This window comes from Microbulbifer sp. MI-G, from assembly GCF_030440425.1.
GTDB lineage: Bacteria > Pseudomonadota > Gammaproteobacteria > Pseudomonadales > Cellvibrionaceae > Microbulbifer > Microbulbifer spongiae.
This window is the reverse complement of record NZ_CP098023.1, coordinates 2,202,576-2,229,570: the sequence shown is the minus strand read 5'-3', so window position 1 is coordinate 2,229,570 and position 26,995 is coordinate 2,202,576. Positions and strand designations below refer to the sequence as shown.

The following is a 26,995-nucleotide window of genomic DNA, read 5'->3' as shown; positions in this document are numbered from 1 at the left end:
ACGGCAATCAGAAGGTGTATTTCAGCCCCAGTTTCACACGCCAGGTGGATTGCTCAACCTGAAAGCGTTCGAAATTGTTGGTATTCAGACCACCGAAGGGCTCATAGTAGATGTACTGGCCGTTTTCGTTCACGTCGTAGTCAAACAGGATCTGCTGCGGGAATTCCAGATCGTACACCTTGCCCCAGTCGTCGTTCAGCAGATTGGCGAAGTTGTCTATGGTCAGGTAAATCATACCGCGATGTCCCGGTAGGAAGCCGGGTATTTCCTGAGTAATGGCCAGATCCATGGTGGTTACCCAAGGCATGGTGTCGGAGTACTTGTCAACAAAGCCTCCGGCGGAGCCGGCCACACCCGCCTGCTGGGCAATCGCTACAATTTCCGCATAACCCAGGCCGCTTTCGAAGTCCATTGTGGCATCGTCGGCACCGGAGGGAATATAGGGGAGGTAGATGTCCGAATCATCAAAGCTCGGCTGGTCACCGAGATCATCGTCCCTGAAGGCACCCAGTGTCCAGGAGAAGGGACGCCCGGAACGGCGCTCCAGGAAAAGATTGACGTTAGTGGCATAACCTGGCACAAACTCCTGCCGATAACCCAGGTTCAGCACAAAACGGTGTTCAATCTCATAATAGGCGGTACCTTCCAGCGGCAGGCCGCGACTTTCCACCACTTCAAATTGATAGTTAGACTCCGCAGTAGAGCTGGTGCCCGGATTAATCTCGCTAATGTCCTGGTGGGTATAGGACAAATTGAAAGTGAGGCCGTTATCAAACACCTTGTTCAAGGCCGTGGACCAGGTAATGCTGCGACCCCCGCTGTCCACATTGGTCAACTCCAGGTCGTAATTGCCCTCGAACTCGGTACCGGCGTAAATATTGTCCCAGATGATACGATCTCCGACGCGCTTGCCATTGTCCACCCGTGACAGGTCGCGCCAGTAAACAGCATTTTCCCGCTCCACATAGGTCAACTCGCTGGTCCAGTTAAAGTTCTCGCCAAGGCCGGGAATATCAAAGGCGTAGTCGGCGGCCAGCTGGTAGCGCCAGTCCGAAGGTAGCTCGAAATCCGGATCTATGCTGTTGGTACTGCCGGCGCCTGGCGCCAAGGCGTCCATGGCTACTTGTGGTACTCTGGTAAAGTCCACGACGTTCGGGTTCAGGTTGGTGAGGTAGACGGAGTCCTTGGTAGTGCCGTCGTTGGTATAGGCATTGGCGACCCACACCAGCGGTATGCCGCCACTGTAACGGCCGACGCCACCACGCAGGGTCAGCTCGTCACGCAGTCTCCAGGTGAAGCCGACGCGCGGCAACCAGATATCACGGCCATCCAGGTTTTCCGTATTGGTGTAGCCGTAGGTTTCTTCGAAATTTCTGTTGCGATTGGGCGCACTGTCAATACTGAGGGTTTCGTAACGCAGACCGGCAACCAGTTCAAAGTCGGCAAAGGGCTCCAGAGTAGCGTCGCCGTATAAGGTGTAAGTGATGCCATTTACGTCGTAGGCGATGTCCTGGATATTGTTGGTATAGGCATTGCCGTACTCCAGACTGGCCACTTGACGGTTTTCGAATTCGTCGATGCTATCGAAGCTCCAGGTACCGGCTGCGTCGCGGCCGTAAAGGTTATAATTCCAGGTATCTTCAATTTCCACACCAAAACGATACTGGATGTCACCGGCCATGTAGATGCCGTGCATACCGAAATTCCACACTTCATTAGCCAGTTCGTTAGCATGACGGTTCTCATCCTGGCCGGCAACGATGGTGCCATTGGCAGTTCTGATATTGACTTCGCCCCAGACGGAGTTGGTCAGGGAAGCCTGTTCAAACTCTTTATAGGACAAGTTGACTTCTGTGCTGAAGCCGTCGCTCCAGTCGGAGAAGAGGTGTGCAGTGTAGAAGGTATTGTCCTGGGCCTGGCTCCAAAGGTTGGACGACAGGTTAAGCGTATCATCGCTGTCGGTATAATTGCGAGCAGCGCGACTTTCCTGACTGCTATAGGTGAAGTCAGCCCGGTGATTGTCACTGATATTCCAGTCCAGTTTTACCAGCAGCTTTTTATCGCTGTCCGGGCTCGGCGCCGAGCCCGCTGAATCATTCACACCATAGACATCCCGCATAATGCTCAGCACACGCGACAACTCATCCTGATCGACATCGTGGCCTTCCAATGTGTCCAGATTGTAATTGAATACGACATCCTCTTCCCATTTTTCATAGGCAGTGAAGAAGAACAACTTGTCCTGAATCAATGCGCCACTAAAAGTAGCGCCATAGGTTTCCTCCTCGCTATCGATATCGTACTCGGTTACTGAGCCGTCATCAGTCAAGCTGTCGTCTCGGGCGGTTCCCGCCCAGGGGACGGATTCGAAAAAGGCGCTGCCAATGAACGCATTGGTGCCGGATTTGGTTACGGCATTGATGTTGCCACCGCTGAATTTTCCTTTGCGGGCATCGAAGGGCGTATAGGAAATGGAAATCTGCCCCACCGCGTCCAGGGAAATGGGTGGGCGGTTGGTCGGGTAGCCATTGGATTGAAGACCGAAGGTATCGTTAATGCCCACACTGTCGATGGTGAATGAGTTGTACTTGGGATTGGTACCGGCGATGCTCAGTTCCACCCCATCCGGGCTGACAACCGCCAGTGGATTGGAACGGATCACATCCTTGAGGTCACGGTTGAACGTGGCCGAATTGGCGATCTGGTCTTCGCCGAATACACTGCTGGAACCGCGGTTGGTGTAGATCTCGGCATCGGCGAATACGACCACCTCCTCAATGTCGTTCGGCTGAAGGTCTGCATTGCCCAGATCGATAGGCAGAGTGAGAGGGGCCCCCAAAGTCAGGTAGATGTCATTCAGGACCTGTTCGTCCTCATCGGATTCCACACGGATACTGTAGGGACCACCGACACGCAGGCCGTTGAGGCTGAAGCGACCGGATTCACTGGAAAGGATTTCACGGCGGCTGTTGGAGGGGGTATGGATAACGGTGATCCTGGCATTATCCACAGGTTGGCCATCGCCATCGGTCACGCTACCGCGGATCGCCGTGCTGGTTTCCTGGGCAAAGGTCACAGGTGCAACAGCCATCACCGAGATCACTGCGGCAGATAAGAGCCTGCAAGGAAAAGAGCACGATTTCATATAATTCTCCTCATTGTGAAGCGGCCTGAGAAAACGACTATGGATGCGGTTATGGTCTATCGCTTTCTGCTGAGTTTTGTGGTGAAAGTGAATGCGGCGCTATTCTCTGGGAGAAAAATGACATCGAAGTTAAAATTTTATGAATCTTGCGGTGTAAAAATTTTGGGTACTATGTGATGCGAGCAGAATAACCGTATTATTTTGATCAAACCCGGGGTTTACACTTTGAGATAGATCTCCTGGGGAACTGAAGTTTGGATTCAAATACTCCTGCCAGCCCAGGCTAAACAGGATTTCCTGGCGAAACGCCATCAAAAGCTAAAAAATACTATCGAGAGTCTGCAGAAGATACAGCTGCGAGGAAAAAGGAAAGATCCACCCGAGGGCAACAAGAGTTTTCGAATCCTGTGTTAGTGGTTACTAGAAAATATTTCTTGATTATCAGCATTTTTTAATACGGTCACATTGCAATTGAATGAGGAAGATCAACTGTGAGAGGTTAAAACCCATCAGTTTAATAAATGGGTTTCATCTGATGTGATTTTCGGTCAAAGTTGTCGAGCACTCACTAGTAACGCAACACAGGGAAAAGCGTTAATTGGTCGACAAAATCAAAAAAAGACTGGCGGTTAAAAAATGCGCCGCAAAGCAGCGCAGTGAATAAAGGGTTTCAATAGCTCCAACAACCGCCTTTGGGACATAACCCTGTAAAGACAGGTTGCAGTTCACGAAACGATTCAATAGCTCAATTGGCTTATCCCGATCAGAATGTCAGACTGGCTCCTGCGTAAAGGTAGCGGCCAAGCAATGAGTAATTGGCTGATCCATAGGAGGTATAGGGGTGGTCGGTCCAGGTTTCATTGCTGAGATTGTTCACCCCGAGATAAAGCTGGACCGCATTGCTAGCCTGATACCCAGACCAAAAATTGAAGTACAGGGAGTCCTCAACAACACTGTTCTCATACCGTTCGTGCCGTCCGTCCAGATCAATGGGGCCACCTTGTGTGTATTTGGCTGTCACACGTAGAGTGATCGTATCGAGATAGTAGGTACTGGTGAAATCAGCCTTCCACTCAGGGACTCCGAACTCTCCCAGGTAGTCGGTGGTTTCCGCTTCACCGGTGAGGTTATTGGTAGCGGTATAAGAACTCTCCAGCTGTCGGTTCGCCACGAGGTTAAAACGCAGGTCACCGGGCACACCGATCATATCATACAGGCTGAACTGATAATCGACTTCGATATCAATACCGATGCGGCGGGACCCGTCTGCGTTGATAAACGTATCTCGCACAGCTTCCACATCGCCATTGGCGAGCCGACTCACCTGGTCGCAGAAGTCGTTATTAATACTTTCCGAATCCACACATAAAGCCAGGGTGTTATTGGCTCCGAATCGCACAATCATATCTGTGAGATCGATATCGTAATAGTCCACAGAAATATTCAAGCCCTCCGCGAACGTGGGTGTGAATACAAAGCCTGCGGTAAACGTGGTGGCTTCTTCTTCACGAAGTGTCTCATTGCCCTGTGAGACTACCCGGCCGCGCTGACCTTTCAGGTTGGAGTCCCAGCCTTCGGCGATACCAAGTGCAGCACAGTTTTCTGCACGCCTACCGTCAGCGGGTCCGCCATCGATTTCATCGGAATCACAGGGGTCTGTCAGATCAGAATAACCGATACTCGTACCGAGGAACATTTCACCCAACTGCGGTGCTCGTACTGCGAGAGAGTAGACACTTCTGAACCGCACACTGCTATTCAATGCCCAGTTCATGCCGGTTTTCCAACTGGTGAAATTGGCCGCTTCTGTAGAGTATTCGGCAGCGCGCACGGCAGTTTCAAATTCCAATGATTCCATCAGGGGCAGCTCAGCGAATAATGGCACCAGGAGCTCAGCATACACTTCGCGGACAGAACGACTCTTATCATCAATGGATGTTTGCTGTGAACTGAGCAGGCCGGATTGCCAGAGTTCGGAGGGCTGGTAGTCGAGGCTTTCATAGCGGGATTCTAGACCTGCACCGAACTTCACTATCCCCCCGGGCAACTCAAATAAATCACCGGTAAGATTAGCGGCAAAGGAATGTTGAGTAACATTTGTGGTGGTGTCGTGGCTGGTCATCACGTAATCGTTGACCGCATCGGACGCCTGGGTAAAGGGAGAAAAATCCGGGCAGTTACCCTGTTCAACACAGGGGCCAATCAGGGTAAACGTACCGGTATCGATACGGTCATAGCGCAGGTTATTGCCCCGAGTGAGCACTGCATCTGTGTAACCACTGTTTAAATAGGTATCCCAGCGCCAACCGTTGTCAAATTCACCTTCCAGGGTTGCACTGACCGCGAGATATTCACGTTCATTCTTGTGCCAGCGGGGGCCCGCACTCGTGAAGGTATAGGGTATCTGCAGCGAGCTGTCTTCGTAGTCTGCAAGAACCTGTTGCACGGCGTCGGGAACCACTATTCCATTGACGTCAAGGTCATCCAGTGAAACCCAGGTACCCCAAATAAAATCCGGGTCAATTTCGTCATAAGACTTGGTATTGGAATACATCAGATCAGCAGACAGTTGTGTGTGGTCTGAAATTTCAAAGGTAACACGGCTGTAGCCGTTCAGCCGCTCAAATGGACTGCGGGCAAAGTTATAGGCGTTTGGATCAAACCCGCTGCCATCGGTTGCCATCCAACCCTGGGAGATCGCCGAAGCCGGTGTTCTGAGTCGAACCGTGCTGTCTTCGATCTCATACCAGTCAATACCCTGATATTCCTCATTCCACATGCCGAACACATTGCCGGAAATATTAAAGTCCGGGTAGGTGATGTTGTTATGGATAATAAAATCCGGAATGCCGTCCTCAGGACCGGTATTGTCTGGATTGGGAATATAGCGAGTGCGACCGGCTGCGCTATCACGCTCGCGAAAAAGCAGCGGTTTCTGCTCGAAGTAATCCAGCGAGAACGCCAGGTTACCCCGATTGTTGGCAAAATTTTCACCGAGCGTAAACGTGACCCCTCCGGTTTCGCCGCCACCCTCTTGTGAGGCGCCCAGTTGAGTACGAAGGGACTTGCCCTGGTAATTATCCTTCAGGATGAAATTGACCACACCCGCCACCGCATCTGCGCCATATACCGCAGAGGCACCGCCGGTGAGTACTTCAACACGCTCCACAAGTTCGCTGGGGATCATACCGATTTCTGTCACCATGGTATTGCCATCGGTGGTGATTTGTACAGGGCGGTGCCCATTGACCAGTGACAGGGTGCGTATGACGCCCAGATCGCGCATATCCAGGGCATTCAACCCGGAATTACCAAAAGAATAGCTACCGGAGGTTGCATCAAATCCCTCGCCGAACTGGGGCATGGTGGACAGCACTTCATTAAGGTTCAGCTCCCCACTCATTTTGATGGACTCTTTGTCGATCACGGTAGTGGGTGAGGGCGTATCGAAGGTACTGCGCTGGATACGCGAACCGGTCACAACCACTTCCTCAAGGCTTGTATCGCCGGTGTTGTCCTGGGATTGGCCGTGAAGTAACCCGCTGTGACCTGCAGCGGCGGCAATAGCGATGGCTAAAAACTTCCTATGTGTTTGCATCGTGGTCTCCCCGTTTGTTCTTATGCTTTCAGATATTATTATATTGTACACAGAGTAAAATAAGACTAACCTTTATTTACTTTGTGTGCAATAGTCATTTTGCAATAGGGAGATGCATGGAGGCCTCGGGATAGAATTATCTCGGGAGCCTCCGAAGTAGACACTGTGAGTGCCTCAGATATGGTGGTAATGCCGCGGTGTTTGGGGCAGATTCGCGGGTTGGAGGTAGTTCCTATACAGATAACGGTACCGCTTGCGGGGAAGCTTCTCTTCCGTGGAATCATTGCTGCCGGTAGGCGCAGTGGCTGTTAGCCAGTCAAAAAAATCGCTTTGCCAACGCTGTGAAAACTGATCGAGCTGGTTGCGGTAATCCTCAAAATTATCCTCGCGCAAATGTGTCGCCAATTTGACGAGATTATCGGGATTCTCTTGGTAAAGGAAGCGGATTGCCAGATAACTCCAGGAATAGACCCGGGCTGTCCCATCAGCATAGGTCGTAGAGAAGATCTGCTCTAGGGTAGGGTATTCAGAGGGGCGAGTCCTCCTCAGGTCGCGTTCTGCACTATCGTAGTGATCTCCATGTGCGATGTAATTGGCAAGCCCCTCGGACCACCAGACCATATGGCTGGGAAAGTGTCCAAAGCCACCCCTTTTATTGAATCGCCCATCGAGATAGTGCACATATTCATGCTCCAGGTTCCAGATGCTGAAATCGGGATTTGTCCAGAAGGCTTCAAAGGCGAAGAGTCGCGCCTGGTTTCCGGCTTTGCCCGGGTCGCCCTCCAGGAACATGCCACCATTATTGGTATTGATATCAAACAGTAGAGACGCGTATTCGTTGTATTGGCTGTAATTGTCAAAAACGACCACCTCCAGGCGATCATTATGGTCTTTGTCAACTGGCTTATGTCGGCTTTGCAGTTTGTGGTGGAAATCGCTTTCATGGGTAAGCAGGGTGTCACAGGCTGCTGCTAGGGCGGGTTCACTGATGCTGTTTGCACGAATAAGCAGTGTGGGTGAACAGCTGTGAGTAATTGGAAGCACGCTTTGCACTTCGGGGAAGTGACATCTTCCGGAAAATTCGTTATCGCAGGCGCTTTTACCGCGATAGGAAGTGACCAGATAGGGGCGCGTATAGAGTTTACGCTGGTCCTCTGGCTTGAGAAATGGAAGGTCCTTTGACAGGAGTTGCCAGACAGTTTCGTCGAGATTGACGATATCATCGTCGTGACCACCAAGTGCCCTCAGGTTGCCAAGGGCCCATAGCGCATGTTGCAGGCGCCAGAATCCCGCGCCGGTGCCTTCGGGCGTTGACTGCGCGTTATTGAGCAATACATCCGTGGAGGGTATGTTGGCGAGTAATGCCAGCTTTATCAATGGTGTGTTCCTCGCTTCATAGGCGAGGAACCCAATCGCTCTGTAGGCCTCCAAAAGACTGTAGCGCTCTTGTTCACTCAAGCCGTTTGCAATTGGCGCATACCGATTGAGGATGCCGTAAACAGAATCCAAGTGCGGGGTAAGCCGGACAGACAGAGGACTTCGATTGTAGTAGCGGTATAGGGTAACCACAAAGTGCTCCTGCAACCGGGCCGCCTGGTCATTTCGCTGAATGAATAGAGGGTGCTGCCGCAGTTGAGTCAGTACCTTATCGAGTGCAAACCAGTGCAGATCATCTATAGCTCCCAGCGGACCAAAGTAACTGTAGGCGCGCAGATAGTAAAACAGAGCATCGAGATCCTGAAATTTGGCCTCGGCGATCGCGGTAAAGCGATCCAATTGGTCTAGTGCCTTTGCAAATTGCTTTGGTTGGTGAAGAAGACCGGTCTCCCAAAGTTCTGTATCGGGATTCTTCAATTGCATGAGCAAATCACTCTCTGGTTTTTTACCACAGCTGGCTGTACAGCTCAGTATTGCAATGGCCATCGGGATTGTCAGTGTGTTAAACAGGTAGTGTTTCAGCATGAGCGCCTCTCCATATATTTATTATGTATACAATAACAAAATTAAACAACAGGCTGTAGCCAGAATCCGATTATTTTTCACTGAGTGAGAGCGCCCGGGTTTCTCCATCGATAACTGGGATATTCAGTCGCCTGTGTGCCGTGCCCGGTCGAGCATTTAGTGGCCAATATAAGACCAGTCGGCGAGGTGGGTGAATTAAGAAAAATCTGAAAGAACAGGCGGGTGGCCAGCCTTATTAGCCGCACCCAGCAATGCACGTATTTGCGCAATCGTTGAGTTGAACGATTTCCCTGCTGGGCAGCAAGAACCGGAAGTTGTCTGGACAGAACTGGGGGCGGTACTTGTGAGCACCATCCAAAGCCTGATCACTACCTGCAAGCTGCAGGATATCGATTTGTATACTTATCTCACGGATATACTGTTGCGCGTTGAGCAGCATCCATCCAGAGCAGTTGCGGATCTGTCACCATGAATATGGAAAGAAAAATTAGCCAGCAAGCCAAAGTGACCAGACATCTATGGCTGGAGCTACGATTCCGTAGAATACGCGGTTACTGTGAGGCAGCATTTCTTGAGAGCGCGGATTATGGCTTGATCACCAAAGTCTACAACTTTGGAGATTCATTCATGGGGCCTGTGACATCCAGGGTCACTGAACCAGTCATGAAGACTGTCGAAGCAAAAAACAAACGCAGCGGGTGGATATCTGTTCTGGGCTTCAAAGAAAAATAGTTTCAATATTCGTTGGATACGTGAACATTGAAAGGAAATCGTTACTACCAAATCCTCAAAGAATGTTCAAGGGGATAAAATCCACACAGATTATTTCCCACTCTGAATTTTGTAAGAACTATCAAGAGAACCGGTACAATTGACCTTTTTATATCTTTGAGCTGAGTGAAAATTATCGTGATAGTCGAGAACACTATATTAACTGGAGGGAATATAAAAAAGAATTGGATGGGTACTGTGATGAGGTAGAGCCGTGGGATGTGATTTTTGTCACAAATTTGTCGGAAGAAAGATGACGCAATGCTTGCTGTGGAGTCGATCGGCATTCCCCAGATAATTAGATAGTTCGTATGGAAAAGGAAGATTCATTGCTCATCACCCAGGCACAGTGGACTGTCTAGGGAGACTGAAAATATGACAAGATTCTTCGTCAAAGCCTTAAGAAAATCAGTCGAGCGTGGCCCTGTAGTAATCTACACACTCGGTATGATTCTGATGATTCATCTGTGACATTCCAAGGTGCTTCTTTACCTGAATGACGTCAGTCATCAACGGCTGAAGGTGCGATACACTTTCATTTTTTTATACCGTTCGGTACCAATGAAGTTACGAACGTTCTGACGAAGGTGTGTAGAGCAAATAAGTGTTTCCCAGACAGCAGTTCACTGAGTACATTACTCAACCCCTGAGTACAAGCGTGTACCACCAGCTTATGCAATGCTTTCTGGTACAGAATCAGTACTTGGTCTATGCTCTTCTGAAGAGTACTGTAGACAGGGATAACAATTGTATTCTGGACCAGGTATTCGATTGCCAGATCAAAGAGGGTTCGTGGTGCTGCCCAGCTGTTTACTTTCTCCAGAAAATACCTAGCGAAGGCTATCTGCTACCTAAGATCATTTCAAGTATCCACCTGAAGTAACAATTGGATGCGTTCCTATATTGATAACTTCTGATTAAATTTGAAACAAACTCGATAGTATTTCAGGTCATTAAAATAAAACCTTGATATGAAAGACAGGTTCGTTTACAAGATTTTGAAACTGAGATTTAATGGAAACAGTTGAAACTTGAAATAATTTCACAATTCAATTGTGACTATCCGGTGTTTACGATCTCTGCGGTGATTGATTTCTGCCATTATCGCTCATTGATGGCGAAGCATATTGTCAATGGGATTCAGAGAGCACTGGTGAAGATGAAGCTCTTAAATTTCAGATTTTGCGAGTATTACTAGCACTTATTTTTGTCTATTCTTTGATCTAAAAAGTAAAAAGCAAGAATTATATCGAGTTTTGTACCACAGTAAACTTCATATGTCTCTACAGGCACGAATGACCAAACTTGAAGAGGGAATAGCAATCCACGAGAGAAAAATTCTAAGAATCCCCTTATACAGGCCTATATAGTCAACGGGTGAATATGTCCAAAATGGCATTAATGACCCATACGTTCGGCATTTCAAGGTTAACATGCTACACAGACAGAGAGCGTTCAATAATTTTAACTTGTTCCTTTATAATTTCTATAAATGTAAACTTTAAATAAACTTTTGTAGACAGACCCCAGATGAATAGATAATAATAAAAAGTGGCATATGGAAAATTTTTGACCCAACGGTAACGTTACCAAGCAGTAACTTTACCCTAGAATTATTGATCAATCCTAGACTGGAGTGCTTTAACATGGCGGTTCCCAGATACACAAACTCGCCCAGGGGGAGGTCATTTACTGACTAGCACTGTTAAATTGGCAGCAAGTTCTATAATCATAGGATCCGGGATGGACTCATGCTCATCTAGTATGAAGCCAGCGGAGTGTCATTTAGTTTGGTCACCACAGGTTCCGTTAGTATACAGGCAGATAGCAGAGTGCGTCCCTAAAGTAGTAAAACGACGAGATTGGCTAAGGTTTACTATGACCAGCTTTATCCAGGTTCTGTTCGTACTAAAACCTGTATAACTCAGCATGAAAATCACAGGACAACAATAAAAATTATAGAAAATTTCTGCTTCTTCAGCATGACAACGTGAAAAGAGTCAACTTACAGGTGCAGGACACAATTATTTAGATAACCGAGCATGGTTGCAATAATTGCGAGGCTCACCGAAGAAATTCGCCCTTGGTGTAGTGTCTACATACGGACGAATCGTTGGGCCAAGCAAGGTGTACTAGATAAGATATTTCTTGCTCTAAAGAAATTACTGTGATCAATGTTCAGACTGATCATGTCTCTCTTGATTCCACGGCTAATATGGTTCATTCAGGTGGCACTTTCGTGTAAAAAACGATTCTCTTTTATCGGCAAATCAAGAGCAGGGTGGGGGGCATGCCGGAGGGCCGAAAACTGCTGAAAGCCTTTAGAGCTGTAGTTGGCATGATGCCAAAGTGATCATGGCAGAGCCTACGAGATATAGCCTCAGCAGTTAGTATTTGATCTGGGAATGCAATCGGTCGTGTCGCCGAAAATTAACCAATTGTATATCTGGCAATATGACTTAGAGAGTTACAAAAAGTGAGGTAAAGTGGAGAGACTGTTTATTGCCTGAAAATCTTCAGAAGAATTTTTTACGCTTTGAAAAACCGATTGTAGTTTTAACGTTCCTTACTTATTTTGTGCCAATTGTCGATATTTTAATTAGCTCAAACATACCTTAGCAATCAAGCGGTTTTCTCAATTATTTCAGGACGTTACAATTCCAGTCAGTTGATATGGCTCCTTTAATGATTGCACCTCAACTATTGTAGTTGCTTAATAGTACCGGAGACCAAGTTAATAAACAATTAAGCTTGCAAAAGCTTAAGTGAATTATTCCCATTGGAATTCATCTATTTATAGCGTATTAATAACATACGGCGGCTAGCACAGACATGATCATGTTTGGTTTACCTGGATGGCAGTTTGAAAAACAAAGATAAATCTCTCGAAAGAGCATAGTCGGTATTTTTCGATAAACTATTTGGAAGATATATTGTGCGAAAGTTTAAACTTCGTGGAATGCAGACTGAAATCAAGTGTTGACTACAAGGCGCATTTATAATTAGGATTGGTGCTAATAGAAAAATGATTGTTGGTACAACTGTATCAAAGAATAATAAAAAATAATGATAGGAAGTCTTACAGCTGCAAATTATTTCACTCTCAGATCTCCATAAGGAAGAGAAGATCAATATAGATCCTCTATAGCATTCCGAGCATCACGACTCAGAATGAAAGCGGCTTATATTTCGTCATAAGCTATCTTCATGCTCGGGATCGACCTTTGGTAGTTGGAGGTTCGGAGATATTTGGTCCATGGCATTCTGAGTGAGATATCTGGTGAAAATACTATGCGATGGGATAGCTGGATTCACATATTGGGTCAATATCGCGCTTTTGAAAGAGCATTTTCTCATTTGAGCAAAGAAGACAAGCGCTCGCTGGAATCCCAAAAAGAATATTGAGCCCAAACAGTACAAATAAGAAAACAATGAAAAATAATATGGATATGAACTATGTTTATTAGTGCAGGGATCTTCATTAAAGTCATCTTTGGACAGCCGTTGAGTGAAGCAGACTTCAAAAGACGGGGCTTTAACTTGAACAGTCGTTCAAGAGATAGACTGGAACTGATCGCAAAAACAGTTTTACGTGCCTATAACACCGCCCTAGAGGAAGGCTATTCATCGCGTCTGGTACAGTCATTACGAGCAACGAAACCAGAACTGAACGGATTTTATAGCGAAGGTTTGGCAATGGGACTGTTTTTACGTGATGCCATTAGCTTTTTCCGACGCAATGAGTTTTTTGATTTTATACAGAATGAAGGAGCGCCGCACAGTTATATGGCTTGTGTCGGAGCTGGATTAGCAGTGGGTGCAGTAGGTTTTCCTTACAAGCGTTTTATGGACAGATTGAGCCCTCTATATGGCAGTTTGGTTATTAACGGGATTGGTTTTTACCATACCTACTTCAAGTCTCAAGCGAGCGTTTTTGAACAATATCTACCCAAATCATTTGTCTCCAAAATCTCTGCTAATCCAGCATCGGGTAACCATTGCCTGGCTCAGTACTATGCCGGTGCAGGCCGAGCTCTTTGGTTTATTTCCGGTGCTGATCCGCATTCTATAGAGCAATGTCTTCTGCACTATCCCGAGTCCGCTCGTGCTGACCTCTGGTGTGGTATTGGCCTGGCCTGTGCTTATGCGGGAGGTATAGATCAGGCGGGAATTACCTCATTGGCCGCGATTGCGGAGAAGGAGCACTACCAGACTGCACTGCAGGTTGGATCGGCGCTCGCCTGCCATACGCGAATTCGGGCTGGTAACGCGGTAGAGCATAACGACTTGGCTGCAAACTGCCTGAGTAACCTCAGTGCAAATCAACTGCATACAATCGCCATGAAGGCAATGGAAGGGCTGCAAAATATTGCAGAGATTGAGGAAAAATCGAGTTGGAATATATGGCTGGAACGTATGGCCACAGCGCTATCAGGGGAAAGAGACGATTGCGCTTCTCAGGACAAACAAGTTAAAAAAATAGCCATTGTGGAGTAGGGAGTGATGATGAGCCGCGTAGTTGCCATTTTTATATTTTTTTCCTGGATAGGCTTGTATGGCCTGGTTCAGCTGCCATCTGTTAGCACTGAAGAAAAGAAAGCAATGGCCAAGCGATTTGAATTTCGCCAATCTACGGTCCCTGTCGACAGCAGGATTCCGCCCGGTGAACGGCTGCCTGTGAACCCGGCATTAAAACACATAGAACCCTGGATATCCACAGTCGGAGCCAGCATCGCAGTGCTGGACTTGGACCTGGATGGATTGGAAAACGATTTTTGTATTACTGATCCCCGCAGCCGAAGCCTTTATGTCGCGCCAGCAATAGAGACAGATCGGCGTTTTTCCCCTACCACCTTGCTGGTTGTCAGCCAGGATTTTAACGAGGCTTCATTTCCCAGTGGATGTCGAGTGGGTGATTTTAATGAGGATGGCTTGGCAGATATACTTGCAATCTTCTTCGGGCGCTCCCCGATAATATTAATGCAAAAAAGTGATGTGAATCTGCCCCTGGAGCAGAGATTTATCAAACAGGAGCTGGTAAAGGGCGATATAAGGGACTGGTATACATCGACGGCTACCTTGGCGGACTTTGACAACGATGGTCATATCGATGTGATTTTGGGAAATTATTTTCCCGATGGAAACAGAGTTTATGACGCAAATAGCACGCACTATCCAAAATTCCACAACTCTCTCTCGAATGCTGATAATGCAGGCAGTAACCGGATCTTTCTCTGGCAAAACTCCGGCAGCGGCTCCGAGCCATACGTGCAATTCAAAGAGGCAGATACTGGCATGCCGGAAGGTGATGATGAGCGTTGGACCCTGGCTATAGGCGCGGCCGATATCAACCGGGATGGCGCCAGTGATTTGTATATCGCGAATGATTTTGGGCCCGATGGCATGTACCTCAATAAATCCACACCGGGGAATTTAAGTTTCAAACGCTTGAAGGGTAGAAAGGGATTTTCCATACCAAAGTCAAAAGTCATGGGGTACGACTCCTTCAAGGGAATGGGCGTGGATTTTGGCGATGTAAATCGCGATGGATACTACGACATATTTGTCAGCAACATTGCCGGTGAGTGGAAACTGGAAGAGGGACATTTTTTATGGATGAATACCGGCGATGAAGCAGCAATAGAAAAAGGAATTGCTCCGTTCCTGGAAAAATCCAGCTCCCTGGGAGTAGCTTATAGTGGCTGGGGCTGGGATACAAAATTTGCCGATTTTGACAATGATGGAATCCTTGAGGCGCTTCAGGCAACTGGTTTTTTTCGCGGAGAGGTCAATAAATGGCCGGAATTACACCAGTGGTCCATGAATCTGGATCCGCTGCTCAGCGATCCCAAAACCTGGCCCAATATGATCGGGGGAGACATCAGTGGCAATGAAGGGAACCCCTTTTATGTTATGTCCAGTGAGGGACACTTTGAAGATATCAGTGAGGAACTGGGTGTGGCTGGTCCCTGGCTGAGTCGCGGTTTTGCTATTGCCGATGTCGATGGAGACGGAGACCTGGACTATGCCGTCGGCAACCAGTGGGAAGATCACTATTTGCTACTTAATGAAACAAAAAATAGCAACGGCTATCTGAGCCTTTCCCTCCTCCTGCCCCTGGACAACAACACCGGATTTTCCTCCAATCCGCGTCGACCGCTAGCCAGAGAAGGTACACCGGCCATCGGTGCAGAAGTTACGGTTACCGGGCCCAGAGGTGAAAAGTTCATCGGATTTGTCGATGGGGGCAACGGCCATGCGGGTGCGCGTAGCAAGTCAGTGCATTTTGGTCTGGGGTCCGTTTCTGAAAATGCGCAGGTGAATGTAAAGATTCGCTGGCGTAATCGCCTGGGACAGTTAGACAGCTGGGAAGGTAAATTATCAATAGGACAGCATACCATTTTACTGGGCAACCAGGATCAGTATGCCACAAACACTAATTTTTAACCCAGTTAAGGATGGATACTGTGAGTACACTTAAAGATTTATTTGTAGGGCCGCCAAATTTAAAGATGGCATTAATAAACAGCGCAAGTTTAGCTACCGTATTAACTGTATTTGGCCACGCTTTTCTAGGTTTTGAACAGTCTTTAATGCAAATGGCGGTCGCCCTAATGGCGGGATACTCTTCAGCAATTCTGTTTGAATATATCGATGCGAAGTGTTTACAGAGAAGGCCGCGGTATCTAGGCAATGGCTGGAGCGGTTTTGTATTTTTCATGTTGCCCGCCCACATGACTGCGATCACTATATCATTTCTCATATATGTAAATGACAGCCTCTTGATGATGGTTTTTGCAGTTGTCCTGGCGATCGGTTCAAAACATGTTTTTCGCTACAAGAACGGGAGCCGATATCAACATTTTTTCAACCCATCCAATTTCGGTATTGCAGTAATTTTCCTAGTGGCCCCATGGGCAAATATTATTGTGTATCAGTTCACTGAAACCTATAGCGGATTTTGGGATTGGCTGGTCCTCATCGTTATTGCATTATTAGGTATGAGAATGAATTTGTTTCTCACCAAGCGTATGGCGATCATATTGGCTTGGGTATCGGGCTTTTTCCTTCAGGCTTTTCTTCGCGGTCAATTATATCCTGTGCAAATGGCTGCCGAAATTACCATGATCACCGCTCCAGCCTTTGTACTCTTTACCTTCTACATGATTACCGACCCGATGACTTCGCCAAGTAAACTTATACCGCAAATTGTGTTCGGCTTTTCTATCGCCATGGCGTATGGAGTTCTGATGTACTTCCATGTTGTTTTTGCCATATTTTTTGCCGTAACCATCGTTACCGGGTCGCGCGGGCTGTTTATCATGCTGAGCCTGTGGTTCGAAAGACAACGGGTGCAAGCCAATCTGGCAGGCAATGTACTACCCTCATCATAATTAGCGTTTACATCGTAAAATTAAAGAATTGTCTTGTGGGTTTATAGGAGAAGACAAGGTGATAGAACATAGCTCAGTGGCTATTGTTGGGATTGATTGTCGGTACGCGGGTATACACAATAAAAGTGATTTTTTGGATACCGTATTGAATCTACGCCAGCAATTTCGGCGCATTCCAGAACAGCGTCTTAATTTGGATGATTATCACAATACCGATACGGGCGCTAGAGATCATACATATTCAACCCAGGCTGCGGTACTCAATCAATACACATTTGATCGGCTGAGTTATCGAATTGCTGAGTCAACTTTTCGGCAAACAGATATGACACACTGGTTGGCCCTGGATGTGGCCAACGGTGCCCTGGAGGATGCCGGTTTTCCCAACGGCCTCGGCCTGAACAAGGAACGTATAGGCGTTGTAGTGGGTAACTCACTTGCCGGCGAATTTACCCGGGCAAATAATATGCGCTTGCGATGGCCCTATGTCGCTCGTGTCGTGAGTCAAATCTGGGAGCAGCAGGATTTTGGGTTGAGCAGAGAAGCCAAACATCATTTTATGCACGACCTCGAAATGCTATATAAGAGTCCCTTTCCTGAGCCAGACGCGGATAGTCTGGCGGGAGGCCTAGCCAATACCATTGCCGGGCGTATTTGCAACTATTTTGACTTTAATGGTGGTGGTTTCACCGTAGATGGGGCTTGTTCCTCCTCGTTGCTGGCCGTCACTCAGGCCTGTGATGCCCTGCAGGCCGGAGGATTTGATGCAGTATTGGTCGGTGGTGTGGACCTAAGTATCGATCCGTTTGAAATCATCGGTTTTTCACGAACCGGTGCCCTGGCCCCCGAGCAAATGAGGATTTTTGATCAGTACAGTCAGGGATTCTGGCCCGGCGAGGGCTGCGGGATGATACTGGTCATGACCGAGGAAAAGGCACGTCGATTCGATTGTAATATCTATGCAACAATTCAGGGTTGGGGGGTATCCTCGGATGGCGGCGGTGCAATTATCCGCCCCAAAGCTGAAACTCAGGCACTGGCCCTGAATCGTGCCTATGAAAAGTCTCCCTATAACGCCGGCACCGTGAGTTACTTTGAAGGGCATGGTACCGGCACTGCGGTGGGTGATGAAGCCGAATTGCGTGCCGTGTTGAGTCTGTTGCGAAAGACAGATCGGAATGAGGCCGTTTATATCGGCTCGGTAAAACACCTGATTGGCCATACCAAGGGTGCTGCGGGGATCGCGGGTGTGATTAAAGCGGCATTGGTATTGAAGCATAGAATTCTGCCGCCGGGTATACCCACTGACACACTGCATCCACTGCTAAAAGAAAATGCCCTATTGTTGAAGCGATCGGACCGGCTCCTCGCCTATGAAGGTCTCAATCCCTATCGCGCGGGCGTTTCCTCCATGGGATTCGGCGGTATCAATACTCATTTGACCCTAGAGGCTGGAGACAGTGATTCAGATTCAGCTCAGGGACTTGCGTTTTTAAGTCATAAGGGCCTTCTGGGTGATAACTCCAATATCAACCATACCTGGCAGGACGCAAATATTTTTCCCGTGGCTGAAGCCAATCAAGATAAGCTGTTAGGGCAACTGGAAAAACTCAAGAATTTCGCTTGGCAGGCATCCAATGCCGAGCTGACAGACTTGTCTTCCTACTTATGCGGGCGGCCCGAGATAGCAGACAAGAAGTGTATGTACAGAGCTGCGCTGGTCATCGACAACGGTGCTAAAAATGGTATTGTACTCAATAAAAAAATTCTTGACCTGATTAAAAAAATAAAAAGTGGTGTCGATAGTTATTTTGATTTGGAACAGGGTATAGCCTATAGCGGGAGTGGAGCAGAAGCGCGCATTGGTCTGCTGTTTCCCGGACAGGGTGCCCCTGTTTACCCAGACAGTGGAGCTTACAAACGGTATCTCGACAATGAAGAAGCCTTTACCTCGATAAAAAAGCGAGGTGCCTATGGTAGTGTTGTGGATACCGCTATTGCCCAGCCTGCAGTTGTGAGTGGCAGCTTAAATGCTTTGCAGATTCTGGAAAAATTCGATATCCAGGCCGAACTCGCCATCGGACACAGTGTCGGTGAGTTGGTGGCGCTGTGCTGGTCGGGATGCCTAGGTATCAAAGATACGGTTTCGCTTGCGACAAAACGGGGTGCATTGATGAGTTCCGGCGGTGAAGCCGGCGGTGCCATGCTGGCCCTGCATGCTCCCAGTGAAATGGCGTTGAAGCTGGCTCAGAAGTTCGATGTTGAAGTGGCCTGCTATAACGGGCCCAACGATACCGTTCTCGCCGGTGCTGTCGATAAATTAGAGGCTTTACAACAGCGTATCACCTCCGACCATTTCTGCACGCTTCTTCCGGTTTCTCATGGCTTCCACTCCAGAATGATGAAATCGGTCAATAAACCGTTCGCTGACTGCTTGTCGGAACTGAATTTTCAGGAGCCCACCAGGCGAGTTATCTCCACAATATCGGGGAGAAACATCACTGAAGCGTCGGCCTGGCGGTCGCTACTGGTAAAGCAGGTTTGTGATCCGGTGCAATTTTACCAGGCGATCACGCTGGCGCAATCGGAGATCGACCTGTTTGTAGAGGTGGGACCTGGAAACTCACTGACCAGTACACTGAAAAATTATAGTGCGAAACCAGTTATTGCTATGGATATAGGCGGAAATTCCACCTTTCCATTGCTAAGTCTATTGGCATTGAAATTTGTCAGTGGAAGCAGTGATGCTGCTGAACTTGACCATCTTATTTTGAAAAAAAATGTGATGAATTGGAATTGGTCCTTTGATTTTCTTACCAGTCCCTGCGAACTGATTACTGACGATGAAAGTTATAAAGCGTGGCTGCGGGAGCGCGCAGCCAAGTCCATGGAAGCGACCAGCAAACAGAGCAGTATAAGAGAGCAATTCGTCGCAGGTGACGACGTCAGTAATGGTGATAATCCCGCTGCGATACTGGCGTATACCAAAGAGCTTATCGGTGATCGCCTGGAAATTCCTGTAGCATCAATTCAGAACGACGACAAGATTTTATCTGATTTACATATCAATTCTCTTACTGTTGCAGAAGTTGTTTCAAAAATTGTCAAACACTTTGGCAAGGAGCATAAGGCCTATTCCACCGCCGCCCTGCTGGCCAACACCGACAGTCGGTTGAGTGAGCTGGCACAACTGATTGCTGACAGCGCTGGCGATGCCCGAGCCGTAGACTCCATTGCAGAAGTAGACCTGGAGGCATTACCCAATTGGGTACATTGTTTTGAAGCGGTTAAAAAACAATTGCCGCCGATGGATTTGGTTTCCCGACAGGAAGCCATAAATAACTGGACTTACTGCGGAGCGATACTTCCCCAATGGCGGCAGGCCCTGGATAAGCATGGCAGGGATCCTGCAGCCCAGGTGGGTAAACTTGTCTTTTACGGACTATCTGAAGATAGCATCATCGATGACGCAATGCTGGGTGAACTGGTTGAACTGGCCAAGCGGGAACTGCATTGCGTGGTTGTGATACAAGCTGGAGATGCCCCGAATATGGCACCCCTTTGGCGCACCTGGCACCTTGAGAACAGCCACATACCCGTGTGTTATCTGCGCTTTCCCGACGCCGACACGCGCTGGATAGACCGGTCCCTGGTGGAGGCGTCTCTGTGTGTAGGCTGGCATGAAATAGAATACGATAGTGATTCCCGGCGCCTGCAGATACAGTGGCAGCGGATTCAGTTAGACAGGAGGGCTGCATCCTCACTACTCACCTCGGAAGACCGGCTCCTGGTAACCGGCGGCAGTTCCGGACTGGGCTATGTATCCGCCTGTCACCTGGCGAAAACCACGGGCGCATCCATTGTACTGCTGGGGCGGAGAAACCTCTCTCAAGATGCGGAACTCAGCAAACGTATACAACAACTGTCTCAAGAGGGAATTCGGGCCAGCTATGTATCTGTGGATGTGTGCGACGCCCAGGCGCTGGCAGCAGTAATAGGCCTTATTCAAAAAGAGGGGGGGCAAATTTCCGCCGTCTTACATGCCGCGGGCATCAACCAGCCAAAAGTACTGGGTGAACTCAGGCAACAGGATTTTAAAACAACCGCCGGCCCAAAAGTGGCTGGACTGGCCAACCTGCTTGAACAGCTGCCCGCCTTGAAATTACTTGTGGGCTATGGCTCCATCATCGCGGAAAGCGGCATGCACGGCAACGCAGACTATGCTCAGGCCAACGAAGAGATGGCGGAGCTGATAGAGACTTATGGGGCCAGCCACCCGGATACCCGCTGCCATGTGCTCGAATGGTCTGTGTGGTCGGAGATCGGTATGGGTAGCGCCGATGGCATGCAGCGTCAATTATCAGCCATCGGCGTGTCATCAATTCCAGTGAAAACTGGGCTGGAGGCGCTTGATGCGCTGCTCAGGCATCAAACTCCCATATCTTTGCGCACGCTGATTTGCGGACGATACGCAGGATTGAACACTCTTAAATTTACTGCCAGCAGGCTGCCTTCTCATCGTTTTCTGCAACATGTGCAACACTACCACGCCGGGGTTGAATTGGTAGCAGACAGTGAACTTTCCTTCGAGCAGGATCCCTATCTCAAAGATCATGTCTATCTTGGCCAGTGTGTATTGCCCACAGTCATTGCCCTTGAGGCCATGGCGCAAGTAGCCGGTGCGTTGGTACCTGGGGCAAAAATCCATACCATTCAGGATTTAAATATCAGCGAACCGGTGCTGATACCAAAACAGGGCACGAGACGTATACGCGTCAGTGCTGTGCGAGTTAGTGACAACCAGCTATGGAGCAGTGTGCAAAGCGGAGAAAATCGCTTCAACAGCCACTGCTATGAAGCCCGATTGCTACTCAGTCCCCAGGCGCAACAAAAGCTTCCACCCTTCCAGGCTTGCGAGGAAAATCTGGTTATAAATCCCGTCGCTGATGTATACGAGCCATTGTTGTTCCATACCGGTCAGTTTCGCTGTATCGATAGTTTTCAAAAAATCACACACCTTGGAGTGCAAGGCAAGATAGCAAGGCAGCAAGAGCTTACTTGGGGAGGACAATACTCTCTGGATCTCGTATTGGGCGACATAGGGATTAACGACGCTGTGATTCACGCTCACCAGGCGGCAATACCCCACGAGAGTATTTTGCCGTCCAGCGTAGAGTCAATCTCCTATATCGCTGAGAGTAACGAAACCCCCTATCATATTGAAACCCAGCAAGTGCGGCGCTGGAAAGATGGCTTTTTAGTCAACGCACAATTGCGCGATGCACATGGTCAGTTGCTCCAATATTGGCAGGGCTTGACTTTGACTCCCGTATCCGGAGCCCAAATTCATCAGACTCTGCATAAGGATCTGTTGCCGGCTTATATCGGCCATCGGTTGGGAGAGATACTGAATCGGTACAGTGCCGTCGACACTATTTCCGTGGTGGCAGATAAAGCGCATGAATTGGTGTTAACGGTGAATTCAAATCCGTTGGATTGTAGAGTCCGGGTGGTCAATATCGACTCGCAGGTGACCCAAGAACAGCTTAAAGACTGGTTTGAAGCGAGCGATGATAGCGGAGCTAAGACCTGGAGCGAGATAAAACGGTTTTGGCCTGAATTAAAAAATCCCAAACTCGTTTCCGCTAATCGCGGTTGGGCTTTGGTTGGCGCTCATGGGGGGCAATATTGGATAAGCTTGATTCCACTGAACAGTAGGGATAAGTACCTCGTATTAAGTGGTCTGTGTGAAGAAGAGGAGTTGGAATATGCCTATTGTGAGAACCAATGAGGGTGCATTTTTTGAATACAGTTTTTTCACCACATTTGAACAAACCAATGTGGTTGGAAATATTTACTTTGCTAACTTCGTTGTGTGGCAGGGTAGCTGTCGGGAGATGTTCATCCAGGAATACTGCACAGATGTATTGGAAAAAATCAATAATGGTTTGAAATTGATTACGCTGGATGTTTCTTGTCAGTACCTGGATCAGCTGTACGCATTTGACAAAGTAGTTATGCATATGAATATAGGTGTTTTGGGAACTGAGAAGATGATGCTCCAATTTCGCTATTATAAAGAGGATAACCATGGCGAGCGCAAACTCGTATGCCTTGGTTCGCAGGGCACAGCTGCCATGCAGGAGATCGATGGAAAAATTAGAGCAGTTGCCTTCCCCGACTCTATGCTCGACATCATAGATAGCTATGACATGATCGAGAAATAGTTATCTTTAATAATTGAGATCTGATTGATTTTATATTGAGCAATAAAGTCGTCATCTTACAACTGTATTCCCTATAAGGAGAATAAACAAATGAAAAGTATAAAACTGAATTTTCCTTCAGCGCTACAAAAATTTATGCCGGGTATTGTCGAAGTGGATGTTGAGGGCGATACATTGATGGATCTGTTCCGCACACTGGATGATTGTTCACTGTCGAATGATATCAGCGAGAGAGTAATCGATGACGGTGAACTGCGACCTTTTTTGCGGATGTTTTTGGGTGAGAGGGATGTAAAACAACGTGGCGGGTTGTCGGCCCCCATAAAAGACGGCGATGAGCTGACTATATTGATGTCGAATGCTGGTGGTTGAAAATGGAAGACTTCTATATTTTTCTTCTAAGTGTGCATGCTGTAAGTAATGCAATGTGGGTGGGAGCCGTATTTATGGGGTCAATTATAGATTGGCCCGCTATTAAATCTATGGCTCAAAATGGGAAATTTCCTTTTCGATTCGTTGTCGGGCAAGGTTCAAATATATTTTTTTGGGTATACCTTGCCATCTTTTTACAGCTCACAACAAGTGCCGGTCTGGCGATACTACATCCACCTGAAGGTAATATAGAAATATTCTTTTTGGGATTGCGATCTTTTGCTTTATCAATAATGATCGGGTTCACTCTGTATGGAACCTTTTCCAGTTGGCCAAAGTTGCAGGTTTCCTCCAGTGGCGAAGCCTGGGCGATTTATCAATACTATATGTATAGAGCCTATGTTATTTTTGTCTGTGGGCTTCTCAATACAGTGGCAATGGTGATGCTGTATATGGATATACCGCGTTAGAGATATCAGTGCGGGGAAGTCGCTAACCGCGTTATCGTTATAATAAATATTAGGGATGAGCGCACATGTCTACAAACGATTTTTTTAAAAAGATACAGACATCCGTCAAAGAAATTACGCCCGAGGCTGCTTTAAAATTAGTTAGTGACGATACATCAAAGCTGTTTGATATACGTGAAGATCGGGAAATAGAATCCGGCACGGCGCAGGGCGCAAAGCATATTGCGCGGGCTTTTTTGGAGTTACGGATCTCACAATATGCTCAACCCAAAGATACAATCATACTGATGTGTGCCTCGGGTAAACGATCTCTTATAGCCGCCCATCAGTTGCAAGAACTGGGTTATCGGGATGTCGTTTCCCTTGCGGGCGGATTTGACGCTTGGAAAGCGTCGGATTTGCCAAGCTGTCAACCCCGTATTCTGGCTAGTCACGAACAATCGCGTTACGCACGGCACTTGTTGATGCCAGAGGTAGGTCTCGAGGGTCAACTGAAGTTAAGAGACAGCCGGGTACTGATTGTTGGTGCCGGTGGTCTTGGCAGCCCGGTGGCTTTATATCTGGCGGCAGCGGGGATTGGTACCTTGGCTATGATAGACGACGATAAGGTCGAGTTAAGTAATTTGCAGCGCCAAGTGATGTATACGGAAGATGATCTCGATAGCGCAAAGGCACAGGCTAGCAGGCATAGGCTACAGGAGATGAATACCGATATTGACGTTATTGCCATCGAAAATCGGCTTAATAGAGATAATGTCGAATCGATATTCGAGGGTTACGATGTCGTTATCGATGGTACAGATAATTTCAATACACGTTATTTAATAGCAGACGCTTGTACCAAATTAAAGATTCCGAACATACATGGATCAGTTTATCGTTTCGAAGGATTGGTGTCAGTATTTGCACCCGGTGTCAAACCTTCTACGCCCTGCTACCGGTGCCTTTATCCGGAACCGCCGCCACCGGAATTGGCTCCCTCTTGCAGCGAAGCGGGAGTTTTAGGTGTTGTTCCGGGTGTGATCGGTTGTCTAATGGCTACGGAAACGGTTAAGTGGTTACTCGGAATTGGGGTACCATTACTCGGTCATGTATTAAGCATTAATGCTCTGCACATGACTTTTAAGAAATTGCCGATTGAGGCAAATATGGAGTGTCGGTGGTGTAAAAGCAGTACTGAAAAATATCCCGACTACGCTGAAATACAACCTATTGCTTGTGCGTTGTAAAAATAAAAATGAGGAGTAAACTATGAGTGATTTTTCTTTAACTCGTGTGAGTAATATAAACCATCTTAAAGCATTTATAGCGGGCAGTAGTTATCCGGTTATGTTTTTACCGTTGTTTGTTTTTGGTCAAATGCACCGCATACACCCTATAGACTTAAGCAATCCGAATGGGGTTATCCGTCCACTAATTATAGAAAATATGCTGATTGTGCCGGCATTATACTTTGGCATATGGAATATGTTATTTTTGTGGATTAGTAGTATGTACAGCAAACACCGCTTCTCCAGACTAGTCCGCTACGGTCTGGGTGGAGCTACCTTAGGCTTCTTCTTTGCCACCTATGGTTTGATTGTTCATGAAATGCCTACTGAGCTTTACAAACTACCGGCTAATCGACAATTTGTTGCACCAATTGGCGCTGCGCTGGTTATGTCCATAATATATATATTAGTACAAAGACCACTGAATATTTTATTTGGTATTGAATCTCAAGATGCTTCCAAAAGATATAGTGCCAATGGAGAGTCTCTAAGATCTTGGGGAGCAAAAATAGTTTGTGCCGGTGTTCTATTCTCCGGTCTTCCTCTCGTTGGCATGTTGATCTGGAGTAGGTATTTTCCCTGGCAGTACACAGGATAATGCAAGATTAGTTTTTCAATACCGACTTAAGTACATGAACTGTTTAGCTGTAGTTGGTTATAAATGGTAGCTGAACTTATGAGTGATAAGAAAATTACTATATACGGGCCTTATCCACCTATAAAAATTGTCCTAAATAAATTTTATTTGACTCTGACATCCAGAGAATAAGTGACATGTTTGACAATATTTAGAAAGTCAATGCGATATGGAAGTTTACATGTATAATCAAATAGATAGTATTTTATAATTTAACAAACATTGAGCTATCGAAATGAATAATCAATATTGGAGAGAGTTGGAGAAGGATCAGAAGGTTCTCTACCTGTTTGCTATATTCGGCTTGATTATTGGTGCGGTTAGCATTGTTATTTTTGTCGTAGAGGGAGGGCCTCTTACGGGTACTGTTTCCTGGCGAAAACCAATTCTTTTTTCCATCAGTTTCAGCATGATACAAATCAATATTGCATGGTTATTGAGTTATTTGCCAGTCTGGCGGAGGAGATCTCTAGTTACTGTAGGATTTATCGGTTGGGCAGTAACATTAACACTGGTCTTCGTTTTTATGCAACAACTACGCGGAACCATGTCGCATTTCAACTGGTTGACAGGGGCATTTAATGCCGTTATTGCCAGACTTATCATATTATTTGCCGTATTAGCCTGTATAGGTGCACTTGTTATAACCTTTCAAAGTTATAAATCGCTATCTACAGGGATACCTTCGGCACTAGCACGGACTGTCAGGGCGGGACTGGTTTTCTTTAGTATCGGCAATTTGATGGGCTTCACTATTATAGCTAATGTCGTCTATTTGTTGTTTTATCTTGGGCGCACTGATGCCAATCTATACGTAGCCGGAGAGGCCGGGCGTATACTGTTACCTCATGTGATTGCATTGTATGGACTTTCTTTCTTGAGTGTTGCCTATTGGGTTATCTCACGACTTCATACCGGCGAAAATTGCTTCAATCTAATAACTTATTGGGTTTATTTTTATTCTGGGTGTATCGCCTGGTCAATATTACAGGCTTATCCTGGTGAGCATACAAGTAATTTTCAGATGCTTTCATATACAACTCTTACACTTTTAGTAATTGCTCTTGTATACGGTGCCTACAGGACATTACACAGAACATCAAATCAAAAAAGAGTTATCCAAGCTGTATCGTCGAATTGAGCGGGCT

Annotated in this window: 15 protein-coding genes; 12 read left to right on the top strand and 3 right to left on the bottom strand. The window is 47.2% G+C overall.

What is annotated here, in order from left to right; genetic code table 11:
- Nucleotides 1–7: 7 nt before the first annotated feature.
- From M8T91_RS09230 to M8T91_RS09220, 3 genes are all read right to left on the bottom strand, one after another.
- On the bottom strand, nucleotides 8–3,145 hold the full coding sequence (locus tag M8T91_RS09230; RefSeq protein WP_301413751.1) for a TonB-dependent receptor: 3,138 nt from the start codon (nucleotides 3,143–3,145) through the stop codon (nucleotides 8–10).
- 763 nt (nucleotides 3,146–3,908) lie between these two features.
- Nucleotides 3,909–6,743 carry a TonB-dependent receptor plug domain-containing protein gene (locus M8T91_RS09225; protein WP_301413749.1) on the bottom strand — a complete coding sequence of 945 codons (2,835 nt, stop codon included), beginning with the start codon at nucleotides 6,741–6,743 and terminating at the stop codon, nucleotides 3,909–3,911.
- A 174-nt stretch (nucleotides 6,744–6,917) separates the two neighbouring features.
- A complete protein-coding gene (locus M8T91_RS09220; protein ID WP_301413748.1) occupies nucleotides 6,918–8,705 on the bottom strand; it encodes a collagenase in 1,788 nt (595 codons plus the stop codon).
- A gap of 343 nt (nucleotides 8,706–9,048) precedes the next feature.
- On the opposite strand from M8T91_RS09220, the gene M8T91_RS09215 reads away from it, so the two are divergent.
- The 12 genes from M8T91_RS09215 (at nucleotide 9,049) to M8T91_RS09160 (ending at nucleotide 26,988) form a co-directional block, all read left to right on the top strand.
- Complete coding sequence (locus tag M8T91_RS09215; RefSeq protein WP_301413747.1) at nucleotides 9,049–9,177, top strand: transposase domain-containing protein; 129 nt, start codon at nucleotides 9,049–9,051, stop codon at nucleotides 9,175–9,177.
- Nucleotides 9,174–9,437 carry a hypothetical protein gene (locus tag M8T91_RS09210; protein ID WP_301413746.1) on the top strand — a complete coding sequence of 88 codons (264 nt, stop codon included), beginning with the start codon at nucleotides 9,174–9,176 and terminating at the stop codon, nucleotides 9,435–9,437. Before M8T91_RS09215 ends, M8T91_RS09210 begins: the two co-directional genes overlap by 4 nt.
- Nucleotides 9,438–12,932: 3,495 nt before the next feature.
- On the top strand, nucleotides 12,933–13,973 hold the full coding sequence (locus M8T91_RS09205) for a DUF1702 family protein (RefSeq protein WP_301418979.1): 1,041 nt from the start codon (nucleotides 12,933–12,935) through the stop codon (nucleotides 13,971–13,973).
- 105 nt (nucleotides 13,974–14,078) lie between these two features.
- Nucleotides 14,079–15,923 carry a CRTAC1 family protein gene (locus M8T91_RS09200; RefSeq protein WP_301418977.1) on the top strand — a complete coding sequence of 615 codons (1,845 nt, stop codon included), beginning with the start codon at nucleotides 14,079–14,081 and terminating at the stop codon, nucleotides 15,921–15,923.
- 20 nt (nucleotides 15,924–15,943) lie between these two features.
- Nucleotides 15,944–16,870, top strand: a complete 927-nt coding sequence (locus M8T91_RS09195; RefSeq protein WP_301418975.1) for an RnfABCDGE type electron transport complex subunit D — start codon at nucleotides 15,944–15,946, stop codon at nucleotides 16,868–16,870.
- A gap of 58 nt (nucleotides 16,871–16,928) precedes the next feature.
- Nucleotides 16,929–22,661: an SDR family NAD(P)-dependent oxidoreductase gene (locus M8T91_RS09190; protein ID WP_367317753.1), complete on the top strand. Its 5,733-nt coding sequence runs from the start codon at nucleotides 16,929–16,931 to the stop codon at nucleotides 22,659–22,661.
- On the top strand, nucleotides 22,639–23,097 hold the full coding sequence (locus M8T91_RS09185) for an acyl-CoA thioesterase (protein WP_301418973.1): 459 nt from the start codon (nucleotides 22,639–22,641) through the stop codon (nucleotides 23,095–23,097). The genes M8T91_RS09190 and M8T91_RS09185 overlap by 23 nt, the downstream gene beginning before the upstream one ends.
- 90 nt (nucleotides 23,098–23,187) lie before the next feature.
- Nucleotides 23,188–23,469 (top strand): ubiquitin family protein, encoded by a 282-nt coding sequence (locus tag M8T91_RS09180; RefSeq protein WP_301418971.1) that lies wholly within the window; start codon nucleotides 23,188–23,190, stop codon nucleotides 23,467–23,469.
- Nucleotides 23,470–23,471: 2 nt separating this feature from the next.
- Complete coding sequence (locus M8T91_RS09175; RefSeq protein ID WP_301418969.1) at nucleotides 23,472–23,939, top strand: hypothetical protein; 468 nt, start codon at nucleotides 23,472–23,474, stop codon at nucleotides 23,937–23,939.
- A 65-nt stretch (nucleotides 23,940–24,004) separates the two neighbouring features.
- Complete coding sequence (gene moeB, locus M8T91_RS09170) at nucleotides 24,005–25,168, top strand: molybdopterin-synthase adenylyltransferase MoeB (protein ID WP_301418967.1); 1,164 nt, start codon at nucleotides 24,005–24,007, stop codon at nucleotides 25,166–25,168.
- 22 nt (nucleotides 25,169–25,190) lie between these two features.
- Nucleotides 25,191–25,808 (top strand): hypothetical protein, encoded by a 618-nt coding sequence (locus M8T91_RS09165; RefSeq protein WP_301418965.1) that lies wholly within the window; start codon nucleotides 25,191–25,193, stop codon nucleotides 25,806–25,808.
- 274 nt (nucleotides 25,809–26,082) lie between these two features.
- Nucleotides 26,083–26,988 (top strand): hypothetical protein, encoded by a 906-nt coding sequence (locus M8T91_RS09160; RefSeq protein ID WP_301418963.1) that lies wholly within the window; start codon nucleotides 26,083–26,085, stop codon nucleotides 26,986–26,988.
- Nucleotides 26,989–26,995 lie beyond the last annotated feature (7 nt).